Origin of the sequence: Janthinobacterium sp. GW458P (assembly GCF_002127585.1) — a bacterium.
Classification (GTDB): domain Bacteria; phylum Pseudomonadota; class Gammaproteobacteria; order Burkholderiales; family Burkholderiaceae_D; genus Janthinobacterium.
This window is the reverse complement of record NZ_NEGZ01000019.1, coordinates 1-18,304: the sequence shown is the minus strand read 5'-3', so window position 1 is coordinate 18,304 and position 18,304 is coordinate 1. Positions and strand designations below refer to the sequence as shown.

Genomic DNA, 18,304 nt, shown 5'->3' with positions numbered 1-18,304 from the left:
GACAATGGCTTCGTGGGATCCGCGACTCCGGCCGTCTGCCATGGCGTACTTCAGCCGGAATATGCAATATGGAGAGAGCATGCAAGGTCCTGATCCGAACACTGCATATCCAATGCCTGGATTCCCGCAAATCTGCTTTCTGACGAATATTCTCACCCGCCCCAACATTGAAATCGGCGATTACACCTATTACGACGATCCGGACGGCGTCAAGCATTTCGAAGACAATGTCCTGTACCATTTCCCGTTTATCGGCGACCGCCTCAGAATCGGCAAATTCTGCGCCATCGCGCGCGGGGTGAAGTTCATCATGAACGGCGCCAACCATCAAATGAACGGGATTTCCAGCTATCCGTTCTTTATTTTTGGCAATGGATGGGAAACTGCACGGCCAGTCGGGGGCGAATTGCCCTACAAGGGCGATACGGTTATCGGCAACGACGTGTGGATAGGCTACGACACACTCATCATGCCCGGGGTACGCATCGGCGATGGCGCCATCATTGCCGCGCGCTCGGTTGTCACAGGCGACATCCCGCCCTACGCCATCGTCGGCGGCAATCCGGCACGTGTCGTCCGGGAGCGCTTCGATGCCGCGTCCGTGCAACGGCTATTGGACATTGCCTGGTGGGACCGTCCGGCAGAATGGATAGGCAGGCACCTCGACCTGATCCGGGGCGGGGACGTGGACGCGCTGTATGCCGCCGCCCGCTGAGGACGTGGCCGATGCCGTGCCGGCTTTGGCCGGCAGCAGACGGTTGTGCAAACATGCGAGATGCAGCGCATTAAATTCATTCATCAGCTGAGTAGGGTTAGCAATGCAAGAGGAATCAAAAGAAGAAGTTCGCCGGATCTTGCAGGCAGCCTTTGGCAGCCTACATCTCCATGGTGAGCTTCCATCAAGGGAGTTTTACGCGAGACTAAGCGTTGTTGGGCGTCCTGACGTATGGATACTGATCTACGGCGATTACATGGATTTCTCTTATACGGAAAATTCTTCACCGGTCTCACTCATCACCGACGTTTTTGCAGTACTTCAGCCTGCACAGATCATCGATTGGTCGCCCGGCCGGCTGGCATGTGTTCAGTACAAGTCAGCTGACCCTGACATGCTATTTCAAGCGATCGATGCATTACTAAAGAAACTTTATGGAATTACCGACTACAAACTCGCTGGCTCCCTAGAGACGTTTGGATGCGCGTAAGTTTGTGGGAAAGATCCATTATTTGATGGTAACAATCGGCCGGAAGCGGGCGACTGACGTTAGTTTCCGTTCACTACGCAATTCAAGTATGCCAGCTTACGTAAAAAGACACGGGGAAGAGACTGGTAGTGACAGGTACGATGCATGGGGCACGTCCTGGTGGTACTTTGAAGTCGATGGTGCAGGCTGGGTTACCCGACAAATTGAACAGTATGATTCTGGTCCGCTGCTTTGCTATGGTGCCGAGCATGAGAGCGACGAATTTGGCGGGATCTCGGAAAAGCCTCTCGATTTATCAGAGTCAGGGTATAGTGTGATTTCCCATCAAGAGTTCGAATCAATTTGGAGAACCGCGTAGTGCTTCCGTTATCGGCCAAAAGCGGACGTCCAGACTCAGGGCGCAGTTTCAAGACAACCACGGCTTAAGATTAGCCTGCCACGGAAGCAATAACATGCATCATCCATACCTAGCGTTCTGCATTAACCAAGCTGGCGAACTTGTCATAACTCATCAGCGAGACGCAAATCGACAGCATCCGCTTGAAATGGAATTGCCACTTACAGAACTGGCAGGCAAAGGTCGCGAGAAGGCTGCGCAGTCGATTGGGGAGCTTACGCTTGCGTTGCTTGAGAAATGGTATCCAGAAGAGTTCGCTGCACATCCGGCGCTCAAGTCCGAGACCCCTTAAGCACGCTAAGGCAAGCTATCGACGCTACGGCTCAGCTACTGCAACGTCTGCAATAGGGCGTAAGCAGACGGTGCCATTTAGGTAAAGCGCCACCGCCAGCCCAGTTTTGCTCCATGGTCCCAGGCATATGAGAACCCGATGGGGCGTGGCAGGGGCCTGGGTGGGGCGGCCCCTGTCGCCGCTGTAGCCGTCGCCCGACTGATACAGCATGTGCCTGTACGCGCCGCCTTGTGCCTTGTCGCTGACGTGCCGCGCTTCTAGACTGGGGCCTTCTCCACGCTGCGACTGCCTGCCATGACCGAACTCCTGCCCCTGATGAGCTATTGCTTTGTGATGTCGGCCACGCCCGGGCCGAACAACGTCATGCTGGCCACCACCGGCGCCAATTTCGGCTATCGGGGGGCGCTGCCGGTGATCCTCGGCATCCAGGCCGGCATCTTCGTGCAGACCATGCTCATGTGCGTGGGCCTGGGCAGCGTGTTCGTTGCCTACCCGATGGCGCAGCAGCTGCTGCGCATCGCGGGCGCGCTGTACCTGGTGTTCTTGGCCTGGAAGCTGGCCGGCGCCTCGGTGGCGGGAAGCAGCGCGCCGAAGGCCGTGTCGTTGGCGCAGGCGGCGCTGTTCCAGGCGTTGAACCCGAAGAGCTGGATCAAGGCGGTCACCATGGCGTCGGTCTTCATGCCTGCGCACGGCAACATGCTCGCCAGCGCGCTGCTGGTGTCCGTGACCGGCACCGTGGTGGGCATGCCGTGCAACGCCATGTGGGCGCTGTTCGGCGTGTCGATCCGCGGCGTGCTGAAAGCGCCGCGCAACCAGCGCATCTTCAATCTGGCGATGGGCGCCATCCTGCTGCTCCTCGCCCTGACGTTTTTGCGCTAGACTTGCGCCATGTTCGCCATCGACCGCTCCTCACCCGTCGCCCTGTTCCAGCAGATCGAGGCCGCACTGCGCCAGCAGATCGCGCAACGCGTGCTGCCTGGCGGGACCAGGCTGCCGTCGATCCGCCAGCTCGCCGCGCAGCTTGCGGTCAGCACCAACACCGTGGTGGTCGCATATGACCGGCTGGTGGCTGCAGGCGTCATCGATACGCACGGCACGACAGGCTTCTTCGTCTGCGCACCGGCTGACGCCGGCCGCGCCATTCCCGACGAGGTGGCGCTGGAAGCGGGACAGGAGCAGGAGCCGGTCTGGCTGAGCCAGCAAGTGAACGACCAGCGGCCGGGCGTGCTGCTGGCCAGCAGCGGCGCCTTGCCGCCCACCTGGCTGCAGGACGCGCTGCCGGCGGCCGCCGTGCAACGCGGCCTGGCGCGCAGCGCGGCCGGCATGGCCTCGCGCTGTCCGCCGCAAGGGCTGGCCGAACTGCGCGAGCAGATCGCGCTGTTGTTGCGCGGCATCGGCATCGCGGCGGACGCCAGCCACATCCTCACCACGTTCGGCGGCACCCATGCCATCGACCTGATCTGCCGCACCTTCCTGCAGCCCGGCGATACGGTGCTGGTGGAAGACCCCGGATACTTCCTGATGTTCGGCAGGCTGCGCCAGGACGGCGTGCGCCTGGTGCCGATTCAGCGCCGCCCCGACGGCCTCGACCTGGACGAGCTGGAAGCGGCCTGCCGCGCGCACCGTCCGCGCCTGCTGTTCATGCAGACGGCCCTGCACAATCCCACCGGGTGGAGCAGCAGCGCCGCCAACCTGCACAAGGTGCTGATCATGGCGCAGCAGCATGGCTTCCTGATCGCCGAAGACGACGTGCACGGCCATTTCCAGCCGGGCCACAGCACGCGGCTGGCGTCGCTGTCCGGGCTGGACGGCGTGATCTACTATTCCAGCCTGTGCAAGGCGCTGAGTCCGGCCCTGCGCATGGGCTACCTGGCCGCGGCGCCGGCCCTGCTCAAGCCCTTGATGCGCAGCAAGATCCATTCCATCATGACGTTGCCTGCGCTCAACGAATACGTGCTGCTGGAAGTACTCAAGGCCGGCAACCTGCGCAAGCACCTGGAGCGGCTGCAACGCAAGATCATGGTGGCGCGCAACGCCAGCACGCGACAGCTGAGCGCGGCGGGCGTGCTGTTCGAGCAGCCCGGCGATGCGGGCATTTTCCTGTGGGGCTCCATGCCCGAAGGGCTGGACGTGGACTTGCTGGTGCAGGACGCCTACCGCAACAAGATTTTGCTGATGCGCGGCGCCGCGTTCTCGGCCAACGACACGCCCGACCGGCACATCCGCTTCAACGTCGCCTTCAGCCAGCATCCGCGCGTGAGCGCCTACCTGGAAGAACGCCTGCGCGCCGTGGCTGGCGCGCGCTCAAGCCTGGCCCGCGCCAGCGCCGCCGCCGGCATCGGGGGCAAGTCCTGAGCACCGGCCGGGGCGGTTCAGCCATCGTGCTAGTTCTTCGTGCGCACCTGGCGCACATGGTTTTCCAGTTCGCTGAACGAGGGGCGTTCGGTGGCGGAAATGACCTTGCGGCCGAATTCCACGGCCAGCGCGGGCGCGTAGCCGTTCAGGCTGGCCAATAAGGTCACTTTCACGCACTGGTACATCTTTGCCGTTTCATGGTGCTTGCGGCGCAGCAAACTGGCCAGCGGGGCGATGAAGCCATAGGCCAGCAAGATGCCGATGAAGGTGCCCACCAGCGCCTGCGCGATCAGCACGCCCAGCTCGGCCGGCGGCAAGCCGACGGACGCCATCGTGTGCACCACGCCCATCACGGCGGCCACGATGCCGAAGGCGGGCATGGCGTCGGCCAGCTGCGAAATCGTCTGGATCGGCATTTCCGCATCCTCGTGGTGCGTCTCGATCTCGTTATCCATCAGGTTTTCGATCTGGTAGGCGTCCATATTGCCCGACACCATCAGGCGCAGATAATCGGTGATGAATTCCAGGATGTGCTCGTCGCCGAGCGTGTACGGGTATTTCACGAAGATGGCGCTGCGGTAGGGGTCGTCGATATCGTCCTCGACCGACATCAGGCCCTCCTTGCGGATCTTGCTGAGGATTTCATACATCAGCCCCATCAGCTCCATGTAGCGCGCCTTCGTGTACTGCGAACCGTGGAACAGGGTGGGTATGGCGGCGAACGTGGCACGGATGGCCTTGGCGTCATTGCCGACAAAGAAGGTGCCCAGCGCGGCGCCGCCGATCATCAGCAGTTCCAGCGGCTGGAACAGGGCCGCCAGATGGCCGCCCTGCATGGCGAAGCCGCCGAAGACGGAAAACAGCACGACGAGAAATCCGAGTATGACTAGCAAAACCTACTCCTTCATAATATTGCCATATCGCAATATTGTAGTGTAACCCGATTCCGCCGTCGTGGCCGCTTCCGGCTGCAGCTGCTGGATGAGAAAATTGATAAAAGCGCGCACTTTGGCGGGCAGCTGGTGGCGGCTCGGGTAGTAGGCGTACAGGTCGGCCGGCGCCAGCGTATAGTCGGCCAGCACCACGCGCAGGCGGCCGCTGTCAAGGTAGCGCGCCAGGTCCCATTCCGAACGCAGCAGAATGCCGTGGCCGTCCAGCGCCCAGCCCAGCACCACGTCGCCATCGTTGCTGGCCACCGTGCCGCGCACCTTCACCGTGTGGGTGGCGCGGCCACGGCTCAAACGCCAGATGCCGTAGGCGTCGTCGTTCTGCCGGTGCACGATGCAGCGGTGCCGGGCCAGCTCCTCGGGCGTTTGCGGCGTGCCGTGCGCCTGCAGGTAGGCGGGCGAGGCGCACAGGAAGCGCCGGTTCGACATGATGCGCCGCGCCGACAAGCGCGTGTCGGGCAAGTCGCCGAAGCGGATGCCCAGGTCGTACGCCTGTTCGACGAGGTTGATGGGGCTGTCCGTCAGCTGCAGCTGCACTTCCAGCTGCGGGTGGCGCAGCGCGAATTGCGACAGCAGGGGCGCGATCACCGTGCGCCCGAATCCCAGCGTGGCATTCACGCGCAACAATCCCTTCGGTTCGGCGCTGCCGCTGGCCAGCGATTCTTCCATGGCGCGGATGTCGTCGAGGATCTGCCGCGCCTGCTGCAGATAATTTTCGCCGTCGCCCGTCAGGCTGATGCGCCGCGTGCTGCGGTTGAGCAAACGCACGCCCAGGCGCTGTTCCATCAGCACCAGTCGCTTGCTGACGGCGGGCGGCGTGATGCCCAGCTCGCGCGCCGTGGCCGACAGGCTGCCCAGCTTGGCCAGCAGCACAAAGAAGGCCATTTCCGTGGTGGCGTCGCTTTTCATTATTAACTTGAAGTGAAAAATGGTTTAAATTGCAGTCGATTATACGACTGTATATCGCGGTTAAGCTGGCGTCACCATTCAAGCACAGGAGAGCCGCATGAAAATCGTCGAGATCCGCGAAAAGACCATCCCCATCTCTTCGCCCATCCGCAACGCCTACATCGATTTCACGAAGATGACGTTAAGCCTGGTGGCCGTCGTCACGGACGTGATGCGCGACGGCAAGCCCGTCGTCGGCTACGGTTTCAACTCGAATGGCCGCTACGGCCAGGGCATGCTGATGCGCGAGCGTTTCATCCCGCGCATCCTCGACGCCGATCCGGCCAGTCTCGTGACGGACGACGGCGGCAACCTCGATCCGCACAAGGTCTGGGATTGCATGTACACCAATGAAAAGCCGGGCGGCCATGGCGAGCGCTCGGTAGCCATCGGCACCATCGACATGGCCGTCTGGGATGCCGTGGCGAAGATCGAGAACAAACCGCTGTTTCAGCTGCTGGCCGAGCGCCACGGCACGGGCGTGCCCGGCAAGCAGGTGTTCGTGTATGCGGCGGGCGGCTATTACTACCCGGGCCAGAGCCTGTCCGCCCTGCAGGACGAGATGCGCAGCTATGTCGACCGCGGCTACACGGTGGTCAAGAAGAAGATCGGCGGCGCCTCGCTGGACGAGGACTTGCGCCGCATCGACGCCATCATGGAGGTGCTGCAGGATGGGCAGAAGCTGTGCGTGGACGCCAACGGGCGCTTCGACCTCGACACCTCGATCGCCTACGCCAAGGCGCTGCGTGAATATGACCTGTTCTGGTACGAGGAGGCGGGCGACCCGCTCGACTTCGAGCTGCAGGCCACCCTGCGCAGCTATTACGACAAGCCCATGGCGACGGGCGAAAACCTGTTTTCCATGCAGGATGCGCGCAACCTGATCCGCTATGGCGGCATGCGCGCCGACCGTGACTGGCTGCAGTTCGACTGCGCCCTCAGCTACGGCCTGGTGGAGTATTTGCGCACGCTGGACATGCTGCACCAGCACGGCTGGTCGCGCAGCCGCTGCATCCCGCACGGCGGCCACCAGATGTCCCTGAATATCGCGGCCGGCCTGGGCCTGGGCGGCAATGAGTCGTATCCGGACCTGTTTCAGCCGTTCGGCGGCTTCCCCGACGGCGTGCGCGTGGAAAACGGCCACATCACCATGCCGGAGCTGGTTGGCATCGGCTTCGAGGGCAAGGCGAACCTGTATGCGGAAATGCGGGCGCTGAGCGGGCAATAACCTTACTCGCTGCGCTGCCAGAAGCGCAGCTTGTTGCCGAACGGGTCCGCCACTTCCAGGACGCGGCCCCAGTCCTCGTCGCGGATGCCGGGCCGCGCATACGGATAATCCCTGGCCTGCAGTTCCGCGTGCAGGGCGGCGACGTCGTCGACGGGGATCAGCAGCGCCGACCCCGGCGTGGCGTCGCCGTGGTGTTCGGACAGGTGCAGCACGAGATCGCCCCGCGTCACCTGCAGGTACAGCGGCGCCGCAGGCTCGAAGCGATGTTCCCAGTCCAGGGTAAAGCCGAGGAAACCGAGGTAGAACTCGCGCGCTTTTTCTTCCGAGAAGATGCGCAGGATGGGGATGGCAGCATGCATGGCGGTGCTTTCGACAGGTGGGTATGCCGCCATTCTAGCCGCAGGCCGGCGCCTGGCGCTTCATGCGTGCGGCGGGGCTGGCCTTCTCCCAGCGGAACAGCCACATGATGATCAATTTGGTCGTGGCGCTGACGCAGGCCAGCAGCAGCAGGGGCCAGCCCGTTTCCAGCCCCATGACGCAGGCGAAGAAGATGGTGCTGACATCCATCGCCAGAATGAACTGGCTCATCTTTAACGACACGGCGCCCGTCCTGCCCGAGCGCCAGATCAAGCGGATCTGGTGCGCATAGCCCTGCGCCAGCAGCACGGTGACGGCGACGATCAGGCTTTGCGAGATCAGCCTCTTTTCATCGCTGAACGTGGGGCCGAAGGCCAGCCCCGCCACGCCCGCGCCCAGCAGCAGCGCGCAGCCCAGCAGCGCATTGCGCGAGGTCAGACTGCGGCGGTCGCGCTCGATTTCAAACAGGATGGCCAGCGCGATCAGGGACGCGAGCAGACGGGGCCAGACGATGTAGTGGTTGAACGGCGTGATCGAATAGCCGTAGACGAAGAAGGCGCAATATGCGAGGAAGCTGACGGTGAACTGGTTGATCGACAAAATGTCCGTCGTCTGGCCGGCGCCGATGCCGGCATCGCGCTTGCGCCGCCAGATTTTTTGCAGCTGCGACCACAGGCCGTACAGGCTGACGACGATGAACAGGGAATTGAGGCTGCCGGCGAGGGCGTACAGGGAAGGGGCTTGCAAAGGTGTCTCCGGAAATCGGCAAGGCTGCGCTGCGGTGACAGGATGCCTTGTCTATACATTTTATTTTTTGCAACATGCTCTCATGAAATAAATTGGCAGGCAAGCAATGTTTTCACGGCCGGGCCTGTTGCAGCTGCACTTGCCCGGACGCACCTCTTCCTGCGCTTGCCCGTATAATCGGGGCATGACTTTCTTCTCACTGCGTGCCCGCTCCGTGCTGGCCACCGTCGGCAAAATGGCCGTTTCCCTGATTCTCCTGTTGACCGCTCTGTGGGGCGCGCTGGCGCTGTGGTACCAGCTGTCCGGCGGCACGGCCGCGCAAGCCATCGGCGCGCTGCTGTGGGCCGCGCTGGGCGTGGCCAGCGTGGCGCTGTGGTGGATGCGCGGCGACGCGCGCGTGCTGCTGCCGTATGCGGCCGGCTTCATCCTGCTGCTCGTGTGGTGGAGCTTCATCGCGCCCAGGCAGGAGCGCGTGTGGGCCGACGACGTGGCGCGCAACGTCACGGGCACCGTCAAGGGCAATCTGGTCACCGTGGAGAATGTGCGCAATTTCGACTGGCGCAGCGATGACGATTACACGGTCAAGTGGGAGCAGCGCAGCTACGACCTCGACGAACTGCGCACGGTGGACGCGGCGTTGTCGTACTGGACGGGGCCCTATATCGCGCATACGCTGATCTCGTTCGGCTTTGCCGACGGGCGCTTTCTGACGTTTTCCATCGAAATCCGCAAGGAAAAGGGCGAAAGCTTTTCCGCCATCGGCGGTTTTTTYAAGCATTTTGAAATGAGCCTGGTGGCCGCCGACGAGCGCGACATCCTGCGCGTGCGCACGAATGCGCGCGGCGAGGACATGCACTTGTACCGCGTGATGATGCCGAAGGCGGCCATGCGCTCGCTGTTTCTCGCCTACCTGGACGAGGCGCAGGCGCTGAAGGCCCAGCCGCAGTTCTACAACACCCTGACGGCCAACTGCACCACCATCGTCTTCGAGATGGTGCGCCGCATCGTGCCGGGCTTGCCGCTCGATTACCGGTTGCTGGCCTCGGGCTACCTGGACCGCTATCTGTTCGACGTCAAGGGCCTGGTGCCCGGCCTGAGCTTCCAGCAGCTGCGCGAGGGCGGCCACGTCACGGCGCGCGCGCGGGCGGCCAACGACGATGCGGACTTTTCGCACGCGATCCGCCGCGGCATGCCGGGCTACGATGAAACGGGCTACCCGAAGCTGCAAATGCCCAAGCAATGATCTGCTGTCGCAACGACGCCCCATCAAACCGTGGCGAGCGGCAGGAAGAGGTCGCCGACAAGCGGAACTGTACGAATAGGACAGTGAGCATCGCTGGCCGCCTATGCCGACGCGCGGCAGGTTTGGTTGGGTGTTAACGGTCATTGCCTTATACTGTCGCTATTCCGACCGGCCGCCTTTCGCGGCCGGTCTCACTTTACGAATAAAGAAGGCCCGCTATGCCATTTTCCTCCCTGGGTCTGATTCCCGCCCTGGTCCGCGCCGTCGAGAAGGCCGGTTATGCCGCGCCGACGGCCATCCAGGCGGCCGCCATTCCCGCCATCCTGCGCGGCAGCGACGTGCTGGGCGCCGCGCAGACGGGTTCCGGCAAGACGGCCGCCTACGCGCTGCCGCTGCTGCAGGCGCTGATGGCGCCCGTTTCCGGCCCGCGCCAGGTGCGCGCGCTGATCCTCGTGCCCACGCGCGAGCTGGCGGCGCAGGTGGGGCAGACGGTGCACGCGCTGGCCAGGCCGCTGCCCGTCAAACTGAAGATTTCCGTGCTGTTCGGCGGCGTGTCGATCAATCCGCAGATGATGGACTTGCGCGGCGGCGCCGACATCGTCGTCGCCACGCCGGGCCGCTTGCTGGACCTGGTGCGGCAAAACGCCGTGAAGCTGGGCGGCGTGTCGCTGTGCGTGCTCGACGAAGCGGACCGCCTGCTCGACATGGGCTTTAGCGAGGAAATCAACGCCATCCTGGCATTGCTGCCAGCGAAACGGCAAAACCTGTTCTTTTCCGCCACCTTCCCCGACAGCGTGCAGGCGCTGGCCGACAGCCTGCTCGCGGAACCCGTGCGCATCGAGGTGGCGTCCGAACCGCAGGACAAGCCCGACATCGTGCAGCGCGCCATCACCGTCGACGTGCCGCGCCGCACCCAGCTGCTGCGCTACCTGATCCTGCAGCAGCAGTGGGAGCGGGTGCTGGTGTTCGTTGCCACCAAATACGCGGCCGAACACGTGGCTGACAAGCTGCAGCGCGCGGGCCTGCACGTGGGCGCCTTCCACGGCGAATTCAGCCAGGGCACGCGCAGCCAGCTGCTGGCCGATTTCAAGGCGGGCCGCCTGCAGGTGCTGGTGGCCACCGACGTGGCCGCGCGCGGCATCGATATCGCCGGCCTGCCGGCCGTCGTTAATTACGACTTGCCCCGCTCGGCCGTCGACTACACGCACCGCATCGGCCGCACGGGGCGCGCCGGCGAAAGCGGCACGGCCGTCAGTTTCGTCACGGCCGACACGGAAGCGCATTTCCGCCTGATCGAGAACCGCAACGACTTGCGCATCGTGCGCGAAGTGGTGGCCGGCTTCGAGCCGACGGAACTGCCCACGCCCGCGAACCCCGCCACGGACACGGTGAACGGCGGCGTGAAGGGCGCGCGCAAGAGCAAAAAGGATAAATTGCGCGAGGCCGCTGCCATGGCTGCGAAGGCGGCCGCAGGCAATTAAATGCGCCTTATGTGCGCTGGCCGCTTGAAAGGCCAGGTTTCCCGGACTAAGATTGTGTTTCTATAAAGCAAGGGGACGGGAATGCACATGACATGCATCAAACGCGCGGGCGCGCTGGCGTGCGCGCTGGCGCTGGCCGGTTGCGCCGGCATGGGCGGCAACGGTGACAAGGCCGGCATGCGGATGCCGGGCAAGACGCCGGCCGATGCGGCCGTGGCCGCCACCTGGTACAACCCGCCCAGCGAATTTCCCGGCATTTGCCTGACCCAGTTCAGCGATGGCAGCCTGCGTTTCGACGGCGGCTTCGCCTTCTATAACCCGGGCCGCTGGGCGTATGACGCCGCCAGGGGCGAATTGCGCCTGGCGCTGGCGCCGACGCCCTCGCTGGAGCTGTCCCACGCGCAAATCGTGCAGCACCAGAATCTGCTGCGCATCGAGGCGGACAAGAATACGCTGGTGTATGGCGTGCAAGCCGACACCAAGGCCATCGGCCTGGGCGGCTTTATGTTTTACCGCGACATGCCGTGCCCGCCACGGCGCGGATAAATGTCCAAAAGGAATATTTAGTCGTATAATTTCAGCGCAAGCTGGCTGCCGCGCAATGGTGCCGCGCGGCCGATTCCCCCTCCAGGCAGCTCCGATATCGCCGTGGCGATGAGAGGATGTTCCGATGGATTTGCACGACGAGCACGGTATGCCGGTCACGGCGGTGCTGGCGGCGGACGCCGGGCAGGCGCCCGTGGCGCAGCCGCGCACCTTGCTGCTGGTCGATGACGAACCGAATATCCTCGCTTCCCTCAAGCGCCTGCTGCGGCGCGATGGCTACCAGATCCTCACGGCCGGCAGCGGCCAGGAAGGGCTGGACGTGCTGGCCGGCCATGCCGTCGACGTGATCGTCTCGGACCAGCGCATGCCCGGCATGCTGGGCGCCGACTTCCTGCGCAAGGCCAAGCTGCTGCGTCCGCAGACCATCCGCATCATGCTGTCGGGCTACACCGAGCTGCAGGCCGTCACGGACGCCGTCAACGAAGGCGCCATCTTCAAGTTCCTCACCAAGCCCTGGGAAGACCACCAGCTGCGCGAGCATATCGCCGAAGCGTTCCGCCTGAAGGGCATCGACGACGACAATGTGCGCCTTAACGCGCAGTTGCGCGACGCCAACCTGGCCCTGGCGGCGGCCAATGCGGCCATGCAGGCGCTGGTGCGCCAGCAGCAGCACCAGATCAGCCGCGACGAGGTCAGCCTGGGCATCGCGCGCGAATTGCTGCAATTTCTGCCGCTGCCCGTGATCGGACTCGACGAGGACGGCATGATTGCCTTCATCAATGCGGCGGCGGCCAACCTGTTCGAGCGGGGCGCGGCCCTGCTGGGCAACGAGGCGGCGCTGGTGCTGCCGCAGCTGTTCGACGGGCAGGGCGCGCCCTGCCTGGCCGCCATCGACGGCCAGCCATATGCCGTGGCCGTCCACCCCATGGGCCTGCATTCGCGCTCGCGCGGCAGCCTGGTCACCCTGAGTCGTCATGGAGCGGATACATGAGTGAAAGCGTGAGTGAGAGCGGACGCGAGATTTCCATCGAGCAAGCGCAGGAAGGCATGGTGCTGGCGCAGGCGCTGAACGACGCCGGCGGCGCCGTGCTGCTGGCCCAGGGCGCCGTCCTGACGGCGGCCAGCCTGACGGCCTTGCGCAGGCGCAATGTCGAGCGCTGCCACGTCGTCGCCGACGAGGAGCCGGACCCCGCCGCGCAGGCGCAGGCCGAGCAGGAACGCCTGCGCCGCCTGGAACGCCTGGCCGTGCTGTTCCGCGCCACGCCGCCAGGTTCCGCGGGGTCGCAACTGCTGGCGCTGCTGCAGCGCTACCGGCAAGGGAGCGCGGCATGACACGGCTCAGTTTTGAACACATCATCCGCCAGATACAGGAATTGCCCTCGCTGCCCGTGGTGGTGCTGGAACTGCTGTCGAGCATGGACCAGGATGACACGGACGTCCATGTGCTGGCGCAAAAGATCGAACTGGACCAGGGCCTGGCGGCGAAAACCTTGCGCATCGCCAATTCCTCGTTCTACGGCATGCAATCGAAGGTCACCAGCATTCCGCAAGCCGTATCCGTGCTGGGCTTTCACAGCATCCGCACCGTCGTCACGGCCTGCGCCCTGACGGGCAGCTTCGCGCCGGTGGGCGACGGCTTCGATTTCCAGGCCTTCTGGCGCCATTCGCTGGCCACCGCCGTCGCCGCGCGCCTGCTGGCGCCGCACCTGCGCGTCAATCCCGAAACGGCCTTCACGGCCGGCCTGCTGCACGACCTGGGCACCCTGGTGCTGGTGACGCGTTTTCCGGCCGAGCACGCGCTCGTGCGCAGCCACCGCCAGACCCATGACTGCCAGATGGCCGAGGCGGAACTTGCCGTCATCGGCATCGACCATGCGCAGGTGGGCAGCGCCCTGGCCGCCTACTGGAAGTTTCCCGCCACGATACAGCAGGCCGTGGCCGACCATCACGCCATCGAGCGGCTGGAAGCGGGCGGCCTGCCGCTGGCCGTGCACATGGCCAACGCCATCGTCCTCGGGCTCGACCTGGCGGGCGCCGACGATGCACTGGTGCCGCCACTGTCGCCGGCGGCCTGGCGCGGCGTTGCGCTGGACGAGCAGGCCTGGCTGGCGCTGCTGCGGCAAACGGAACACACCTTCGATGAAATGTCGCGGATCATGCTGGCATGAACAGGATAGAGGCCATGGAAACAGAAGCAGGACAGGCGCTGCCCGCCACGCCGGAACGCCGACAGGGCGACACCATCGCGCTGTCGGCGTTTTTCGACGGCCATCCCGTGGCCACCTTCGCCATCAACACGGACCACGTGGTGACGCACTGGAACAGCGCCTGTGAACAGCTGCTGGGCTTTACGTCCGCCGAAATGGTCGGCACGCGCGACCACTGGAAGGCGTTTTATCCGCAGCCGCGCGCCTGCCTTGCCGACCTGCTGGTGGCCGACGATATCGCGCTGGGCGAAAATGAACTCTACCTTGGCAAGCTGAAGCGTTCTTCCGTGATTCCCGGCGCCTACGAAGCCGAGGATTTCTTTGCCGATATCGGCCCCGACGGCCACTGGCTGCACTTCACGGCGGCGCCCCTGCGCGACCGCCAGGGGCGGCTGGTGGGCGCCATCGAAACGCTGCGCGACGTGAGCGAGCGGCGCAATGCCGAGAGCGCGCTGCGCAAGGCGCACGACAACCTGGAACACCTGGTGGCCAAGCGCACGGCCCAGCTGGCCGAGATGAACGAGCGCCTGGCCGACGATATCCGCCAGCGCCAGATCGCCGACCTTGAGTTGCGCGAGCGCAACCTTGCCCTGACGGAATTGAACAGCAAGCTGTCGCTGGCCCAGCAAAAGCTGCTGCAGTCGGAAAAGCTGGCCTCGATCGGCCAGCTGGCCGCCGGCGTGGCGCACGAGATCAACAATCCCATCGGCTATGTGTTTTCCAATGTCGGCACCCTGGAAGGGTATCTGGACGACCTGTTCAGCATGCTCGACGCCTACGAGGATGCCGAGCCGGCCGTCGCCGACCCCGTGGTGGCGGCGCGCCTGCGCGCGCTGCGCGAGCAGATCGACCTCGATTTCCTGCGCACCGACATTCCGCTGCTGATGGGCGAGTCGAAGGAAGGCATTGCGCGCGTGCGCCGCATCGTGCAGGACCTGAAGGATTTTTCGCGCACGGACGCGCACCAGGAATGGGTGTGGGCCGACTTGCGCCAGGGCATCAACACCACGCTCAACATCGTGAACAACGAGGTCAAGTACAAGGCCGACGTGGTGCGCGAGTTCGGCGACATTCCCGACGTCGAGTGCCAGCCGTCGGAACTGAACCAGGTCATCATGAACCTGGTCGTCAACGCGGCCCACGCCATGGGCGAGGCGCACGGGCGCATCACCCTGCGCACGGGCAGCGACAATGCGGCCGAAGTGTGGATCGAGGTCGAGGACAATGGCGCCGGCATCGCGCCCGAACACCTGTCGCGCATCTTCGACCCGTTTTTCACCACCAAGGCCATCGGCAAGGGCACGGGGCTGGGCCTGTCGCTGGCCTACACCACGGTGCAGAAGCACCATGGCCGCATCGACGTGCGCAGCTGCCTCGGCCGCGGCACCACCTTCCGCATCACCTTGCCCGTGCGCCAGGCGCAGGCCGTCGCACCATGACCGAACAGGACAGCATGAGCATCAGCACCAGCACCAGCGCCGCGGCCGCGCCGCCGACCATCCTGTGCGTCGACGATGAACCGAATATCCTCTCGTCGCTGCGCCGGCTGTTCCGCCCGCACGGCTACCGCGTGCTGACGGCCGACGGCGGCGCGGCCGGCCTGGCCTTGCTCGAGGCCGAGACGGTGGACCTGGTCATCTCCGACATGCGCATGCCGCAGATGGACGGCGCGCAGTTCCTGGCCCAGGTGCGCCAGCGCTGGCCCGGCACCATACGCCTGCTGCTGACCGGCTATGCCGACATCCAGTCCATCCTCGACGCCATCAACCAGGGCGAGATCTACCGCTACGTGACCAAGCCGTGGGACGAGAACGATATCGTGCTGGTGGTGCGCCATGCGCTGGAGCGGCGCGCGCTGGAGCAGGAAAAACGGCGCCTGGAAGCGCTGACGGCCAGCCAGAACGTGGAGCTGCAGGCGCTCAATGCCAGCCTGGAGGCGAAGGTGGCCACGCGCACGCAGCAGCTGAAACAGTCGCACGACGAGGTGCAGGCGGCCAACGAGCGCCTGAAGACCACGTTCGTGACGACGATCAAGGTGTTTTCCAACCTGATCGAGATGCGCGGCGGCAAGCTGGCCGGCCATGCGCGCAGGGTGGCCGAGCTGTCGCGCAAGCTGGCGCAGGCGCTGGGCCTGGAAGGGCAGGAAGCGCGCGACGTGTTCATCGCGGCCCTGCTCAAGGATATCGGCAAGCTCAGCCTGAGTGACGACGTGCTGGAACTGCCGGCCAGCGCCTGGACGGGCGAGCAGCTGGCCGCCTTCCGCAAGCATCCGCTGCGCGCCGAGCAGCTGCTGATGGCGCTCGACGAGCTGCGCGCCGTTTCCGTGATCCTGCGTTCGCAGCTGGAACGCTTCGACGGCGGCGGCTTTCCCGATGGCCTGGTGGGCCTGGCCATTCCGCTGGGCGCGCGCATCCTGGCGCTGGCGTCCGATTACGACGGCTTGCAGATCGGCGCCATGGTGCAGCGCAGCCTGCGCGCCGACGAGGCCCGCACCCTGATCTACGACAGCGTCGGCAAGCGCTACGACCCGGCCGTGGTGGCCGCTTTCCGCGGCATCATGGAAGAAACGGAGCCGCCGGCGCGCGACCTGACCGTGCTGTCGGGCCAGCTGGAACCGGGCATGGTGCTGTCGCGCGACCTGATCAGCAGGGACGGCCTGATGCTGCTGGCGGCCGAACACGTGCTGACGGCCCGCGTGATCGCCCAGCTGCTCGATTTCGAAGGCAAGAATGGCGGGCGCCTGAGCATCCGCGTGTATGCGCCCGTGAAGGACGTCTAGGCGTTCGCGGCGGCGGTGGGCGGCTGCAGCGGCAGGTGCACGGTAAAGCGCGTGCCCTGGCCCACTTCCGAGGCCACCTCGATGCGCCCGCCGTGCTTGTTGACGATGCCGTAGGAGAGCGACAGGCCCAGGCCCGTGCCGCTGCCGACGGCCTTGGTGGTGAAGAACGGTTCGAAGATGCGGTTCAGGTGCTCGGGGGCGATGCCGGCGCCCGTGTCGCCGATTTCCACCCACACCCAGTCGCCCGCATGGCCGGTGCGGATGCTGATCACGCCTTCGCCGCTGATGGCCTGCCCCGCATTGACGAGCAGGTTCATGAAGACCTGGTTCAGCTGCGAGGCCAGGCACAGGATCGGCGGCAGCTCGCCGTACTGCTTCTCGATGCGCGCCTTGTATTTCAATTCGTTGGCGACGATGTTCAGCGTGCTGTCGAGGCCCGCGTGCAGGCTGGCCACCTGCCAGTCCGTCTCGCCCACGTGGGAAAAATCCTTCAGCGCCTGCACGATGTCGCGCACGCGCTTCAAGCCATCCATCGATTCGCCGACCAGGTCGCCGATATCGTCCTGCAGGAAGCCCAGGTCGGCCTGCGCGCGCACCTGCTCCACGCGCGCTGCCAGGCCGGGCGCTTCGCGCAGCGCCGTTTCATACTGGGCGATGACGTCGAACAGGGTGGCGACATAGCCTTGCAGGGAACTCATGTTCGAATTGACGAAGCCGATCGGATTATTGATTTCGTGCGCGATGCCCGCCGCCAGCTGGCCGATGGAGGCCATTTTTTCCGATTGCAGCAGCTGGTCATGCGCTTCCTGCAACTTGCTGATCAGTAGTTGCTGCTCCTCGCCGCGCGCCTGCAGCATCGCTTCCATGCCCTTGCGTTCGGTGATATCCGTCAGCGAACCGATCACCTCGAAGGGCACGCCGTGCTCATCGCGCACCAGGCGCAGGCTGTCGTGCATCCACAGGTAGCTGCCGTCGCGCACGCGGAAACGGTATTCATAGGCGCGCGCGCCTTCGACGAAGATCTGCGCCAGGCTGGAAAAGATGCCGGGGGCATCGTCGGGGTGGATGTGGTCGAACCAGAAATTGGGGTCGGCCACCATGTCCTCGGGCTGGTAGCCCAGCACGTTCAGGGCGTTGTTGCTGACAAAGGTCATCTTGAAGTCGCCGCTGGGCACGGTGCAATAGATGATGGAGGGCGTATTGTCGAGCAGGTATTGCAGGCGCACGGCCGTGGCGGCCGGGGCGCCGTCGCCAGGCCTGTCCCCGCCGTGTTTGCCGGGCTCGGGGGTGGAAAAGTCGAAATCCTCGAACTGCATCGTCATACCTCGCTGGCTGCACGGCACTGATGTCATCCTGGCTCGATTATGCCCGATTCTGCCTGCCTTGGGCTTGCCGGTGCCCTCTTCAGGGCGCCGGCGGCTGCTCCACGATGGCCATGCGCCGCGCGATGCGCTGTGCCGCCTGCGCGTCGCCCGCCTGTTCGGCGCGCAGGCGCTGCACGCCCAGCCAGGCCAGCAGCGGGCGGCGCCAGCCCTGGTCCGAGGCCGTGGCGACGGCCGTGTCGAGCAGCGC

19 protein-coding genes are annotated in these 18,304 nt (G+C 64.7%); 14 read left to right on the top strand and 5 right to left on the bottom strand.

The genetic code is table 11. The features are described 5' to 3' along the window. Positions 1–79: 79 nt before the first annotated feature. The 5 genes from CBW50_RS12945 to CBW50_RS12925 all read left to right on the top strand — a co-directional run bounded on the left by CBW50_RS12945 (position 80) and on the right by CBW50_RS12925 (position 4,249). Positions 80–715 carry a Vat family streptogramin A O-acetyltransferase gene (locus CBW50_RS12945; protein ID WP_086145943.1) on the top strand — a complete coding sequence of 212 codons (636 nt, stop codon included), beginning with the start codon at positions 80–82 and terminating at the stop codon, positions 713–715. 103 nt (positions 716–818) lie between these two features. Beyond that, positions 819–1,205: a hypothetical protein gene (locus CBW50_RS12940; RefSeq protein WP_086145942.1), complete on the top strand. Its 387-nt coding sequence runs from the start codon at positions 819–821 to the stop codon at positions 1,203–1,205. A gap of 452 nt (positions 1,206–1,657) precedes the next feature. Beyond that, the gene (locus CBW50_RS28845) at positions 1,658–1,894 is read left to right on the top strand and encodes a hypothetical protein (protein ID WP_139842495.1); all 237 of its coding nucleotides are present in this window, start codon (positions 1,658–1,660) and stop codon (positions 1,892–1,894) included. A gap of 294 nt (positions 1,895–2,188) precedes the next feature. Beyond that, a complete protein-coding gene (locus tag CBW50_RS12930; protein WP_086145940.1) occupies positions 2,189–2,773 on the top strand; it encodes a LysE family translocator in 585 nt (194 codons plus the stop codon). 9 nt (positions 2,774–2,782) lie between these two features. Further along, positions 2,783–4,249: a PLP-dependent aminotransferase family protein gene (locus CBW50_RS12925; protein WP_086145939.1), complete on the top strand. Its 1,467-nt coding sequence runs from the start codon at positions 2,783–2,785 to the stop codon at positions 4,247–4,249. A 29-nt stretch (positions 4,250–4,278) separates the two neighbouring features. On the opposite strand, the gene motA is transcribed toward CBW50_RS12925, so the two are convergent. After that, on the bottom strand, positions 4,279–5,142 hold the full coding sequence (gene motA / locus CBW50_RS12920; protein ID WP_076566560.1) for a flagellar motor stator protein MotA: 864 nt from the start codon (positions 5,140–5,142) through the stop codon (positions 4,279–4,281). A 3-nt stretch (positions 5,143–5,145) separates the two neighbouring features. Next, positions 5,146–6,105, bottom strand: a complete 960-nt coding sequence (locus CBW50_RS12915) for a LysR family transcriptional regulator (RefSeq protein WP_086145938.1) — start codon at positions 6,103–6,105, stop codon at positions 5,146–5,148. 97 nt (positions 6,106–6,202) lie between these two features. On the opposite strand from CBW50_RS12915, the gene CBW50_RS12910 reads away from it, so the two are divergent. After that, a complete protein-coding gene (locus tag CBW50_RS12910; RefSeq protein WP_086145937.1) occupies positions 6,203–7,372 on the top strand; it encodes a mandelate racemase/muconate lactonizing enzyme family protein in 1,170 nt (389 codons plus the stop codon). A 2-nt stretch (positions 7,373–7,374) separates the two neighbouring features. Here the strand turns inward: CBW50_RS12910 and CBW50_RS12905 are convergent, their stop codons facing one another. Beyond that, a complete protein-coding gene (locus CBW50_RS12905) occupies positions 7,375–7,731 on the bottom strand; it encodes a glyoxalase superfamily protein (protein ID WP_086145987.1) in 357 nt (118 codons plus the stop codon). Between the two features lie 34 nt (positions 7,732–7,765). After that, positions 7,766–8,476: a hypothetical protein gene (locus CBW50_RS12900; RefSeq protein WP_086145936.1), complete on the bottom strand. Its 711-nt coding sequence runs from the start codon at positions 8,474–8,476 to the stop codon at positions 7,766–7,768. Positions 8,477–8,660: 184 nt separating this feature from the next. Between CBW50_RS12900 and CBW50_RS12895 the strand changes: the two genes are divergently transcribed. The 8 genes from CBW50_RS12895 to CBW50_RS12860 all read left to right on the top strand — a co-directional run bounded on the left by CBW50_RS12895 (position 8,661) and on the right by CBW50_RS12860 (position 16,732). Further along, positions 8,661–9,719, top strand: a complete 1,059-nt coding sequence (locus CBW50_RS12895; RefSeq protein WP_172404751.1) for a DUF4105 domain-containing protein — start codon at positions 8,661–8,663, stop codon at positions 9,717–9,719. 218 nt (positions 9,720–9,937) lie between these two features. Next, positions 9,938–11,200, top strand: coding sequence for a DEAD/DEAH box helicase (locus CBW50_RS12890; protein ID WP_086145934.1), 1,263 nt, complete (start codon positions 9,938–9,940; stop codon positions 11,198–11,200). Positions 11,201–11,287: 87 nt separating this feature from the next. Then, the gene (locus CBW50_RS12885; protein WP_139842494.1) at positions 11,288–11,746 is read left to right on the top strand and encodes a hypothetical protein; all 459 of its coding nucleotides are present in this window, start codon (positions 11,288–11,290) and stop codon (positions 11,744–11,746) included. A 124-nt stretch (positions 11,747–11,870) separates the two neighbouring features. After that, a complete protein-coding gene (locus CBW50_RS12880) occupies positions 11,871–12,737 on the top strand; it encodes a response regulator (protein WP_086145932.1) in 867 nt (288 codons plus the stop codon). Continuing rightward, the gene (locus tag CBW50_RS12875) at positions 12,734–13,078 is read left to right on the top strand and encodes a hypothetical protein (RefSeq protein WP_086145931.1); all 345 of its coding nucleotides are present in this window, start codon (positions 12,734–12,736) and stop codon (positions 13,076–13,078) included. The genes CBW50_RS12880 and CBW50_RS12875 overlap by 4 nt, the downstream gene beginning before the upstream one ends. Then, positions 13,075–13,914, top strand: a complete 840-nt coding sequence (locus CBW50_RS12870) for an HDOD domain-containing protein (protein ID WP_086145930.1) — start codon at positions 13,075–13,077, stop codon at positions 13,912–13,914. The genes CBW50_RS12875 and CBW50_RS12870 overlap by 4 nt, the downstream gene beginning before the upstream one ends. A 14-nt stretch (positions 13,915–13,928) precedes the next feature. After that, positions 13,929–15,392, top strand: coding sequence for an ATP-binding protein (locus tag CBW50_RS12865; RefSeq protein WP_086145929.1), 1,464 nt, complete (start codon positions 13,929–13,931; stop codon positions 15,390–15,392). Continuing rightward, a complete protein-coding gene (locus CBW50_RS12860) occupies positions 15,389–16,732 on the top strand; it encodes an HD domain-containing phosphohydrolase (protein ID WP_226935863.1) in 1,344 nt (447 codons plus the stop codon). Before CBW50_RS12865 ends, CBW50_RS12860 begins: the two co-directional genes overlap by 4 nt. On the opposite strand, the gene CBW50_RS12855 is transcribed toward CBW50_RS12860, so the two are convergent. Continuing rightward, positions 16,729–18,054 (bottom strand): ATP-binding protein, encoded by a 1,326-nt coding sequence (locus CBW50_RS12855; RefSeq protein WP_086145928.1) that lies wholly within the window; start codon positions 18,052–18,054, stop codon positions 16,729–16,731. The genes CBW50_RS12860 and CBW50_RS12855 overlap by 4 nt on opposite strands. Positions 18,055–18,304 lie beyond the last annotated feature (250 nt).

Bases quoted from the DNA above. Each gene is read 5' to 3' on its own strand.
- CBW50_RS12940 (WP_086145942.1), top strand. From the start codon at position 819: ATGCAAGAGGAATCAAAAGAAGAAGTTCGCCGGATCTTGCAGGCAGCC.
- CBW50_RS12930 (WP_086145940.1), top strand. From the start codon at position 2,189: ATGACCGAACTCCTGCCCCTGATGAGCTATTGCTTTGTGATGTCGGCC.
- CBW50_RS12885 (WP_139842494.1), top strand. From the start codon at position 11,288: ATGACATGCATCAAACGCGCGGGCGCGCTGGCGTGCGCGCTGGCGCTG.
- CBW50_RS12925 (WP_086145939.1), top strand. From the start codon at position 2,783: ATGTTCGCCATCGACCGCTCCTCACCCGTCGCCCTGTTCCAGCAGATC.
- CBW50_RS12855 (WP_086145928.1), bottom strand. From the start codon at position 18,054: ATGACGATGCAGTTCGAGGATTTCGACTTTTCCACCCCCGAGCCCGGC.
- CBW50_RS12865 (WP_086145929.1), top strand. From the start codon at position 13,929: ATGGAAACAGAAGCAGGACAGGCGCTGCCCGCCACGCCGGAACGCCGA.
- CBW50_RS12915 (WP_086145938.1), bottom strand. From the start codon at position 6,105: ATGAAAAGCGACGCCACCACGGAAATGGCCTTCTTTGTGCTGCTGGCC.
- CBW50_RS12945 (WP_086145943.1), top strand. From the start codon at position 80: ATGCAAGGTCCTGATCCGAACACTGCATATCCAATGCCTGGATTCCCG.
- CBW50_RS12905 (WP_086145987.1), bottom strand. From the start codon at position 7,731: ATGCATGCTGCCATCCCCATCCTGCGCATCTTCTCGGAAGAAAAAGCG.
- CBW50_RS12870 (WP_086145930.1), top strand. From the start codon at position 13,075: ATGACACGGCTCAGTTTTGAACACATCATCCGCCAGATACAGGAATTG.
- CBW50_RS12875 (WP_086145931.1), top strand. From the start codon at position 12,734: ATGAGTGAAAGCGTGAGTGAGAGCGGACGCGAGATTTCCATCGAGCAA.
- CBW50_RS12910 (WP_086145937.1), top strand. From the start codon at position 6,203: ATGAAAATCGTCGAGATCCGCGAAAAGACCATCCCCATCTCTTCGCCC.
- CBW50_RS12890 (WP_086145934.1), top strand. From the start codon at position 9,938: ATGCCATTTTCCTCCCTGGGTCTGATTCCCGCCCTGGTCCGCGCCGTC.
- CBW50_RS12860 (WP_226935863.1), top strand. From the start codon at position 15,389: ATGACCGAACAGGACAGCATGAGCATCAGCACCAGCACCAGCGCCGCG.
- CBW50_RS12880 (WP_086145932.1), top strand. From the start codon at position 11,871: ATGGATTTGCACGACGAGCACGGTATGCCGGTCACGGCGGTGCTGGCG.
- CBW50_RS28845 (WP_139842495.1), top strand. From the start codon at position 1,658: ATGCATCATCCATACCTAGCGTTCTGCATTAACCAAGCTGGCGAACTT.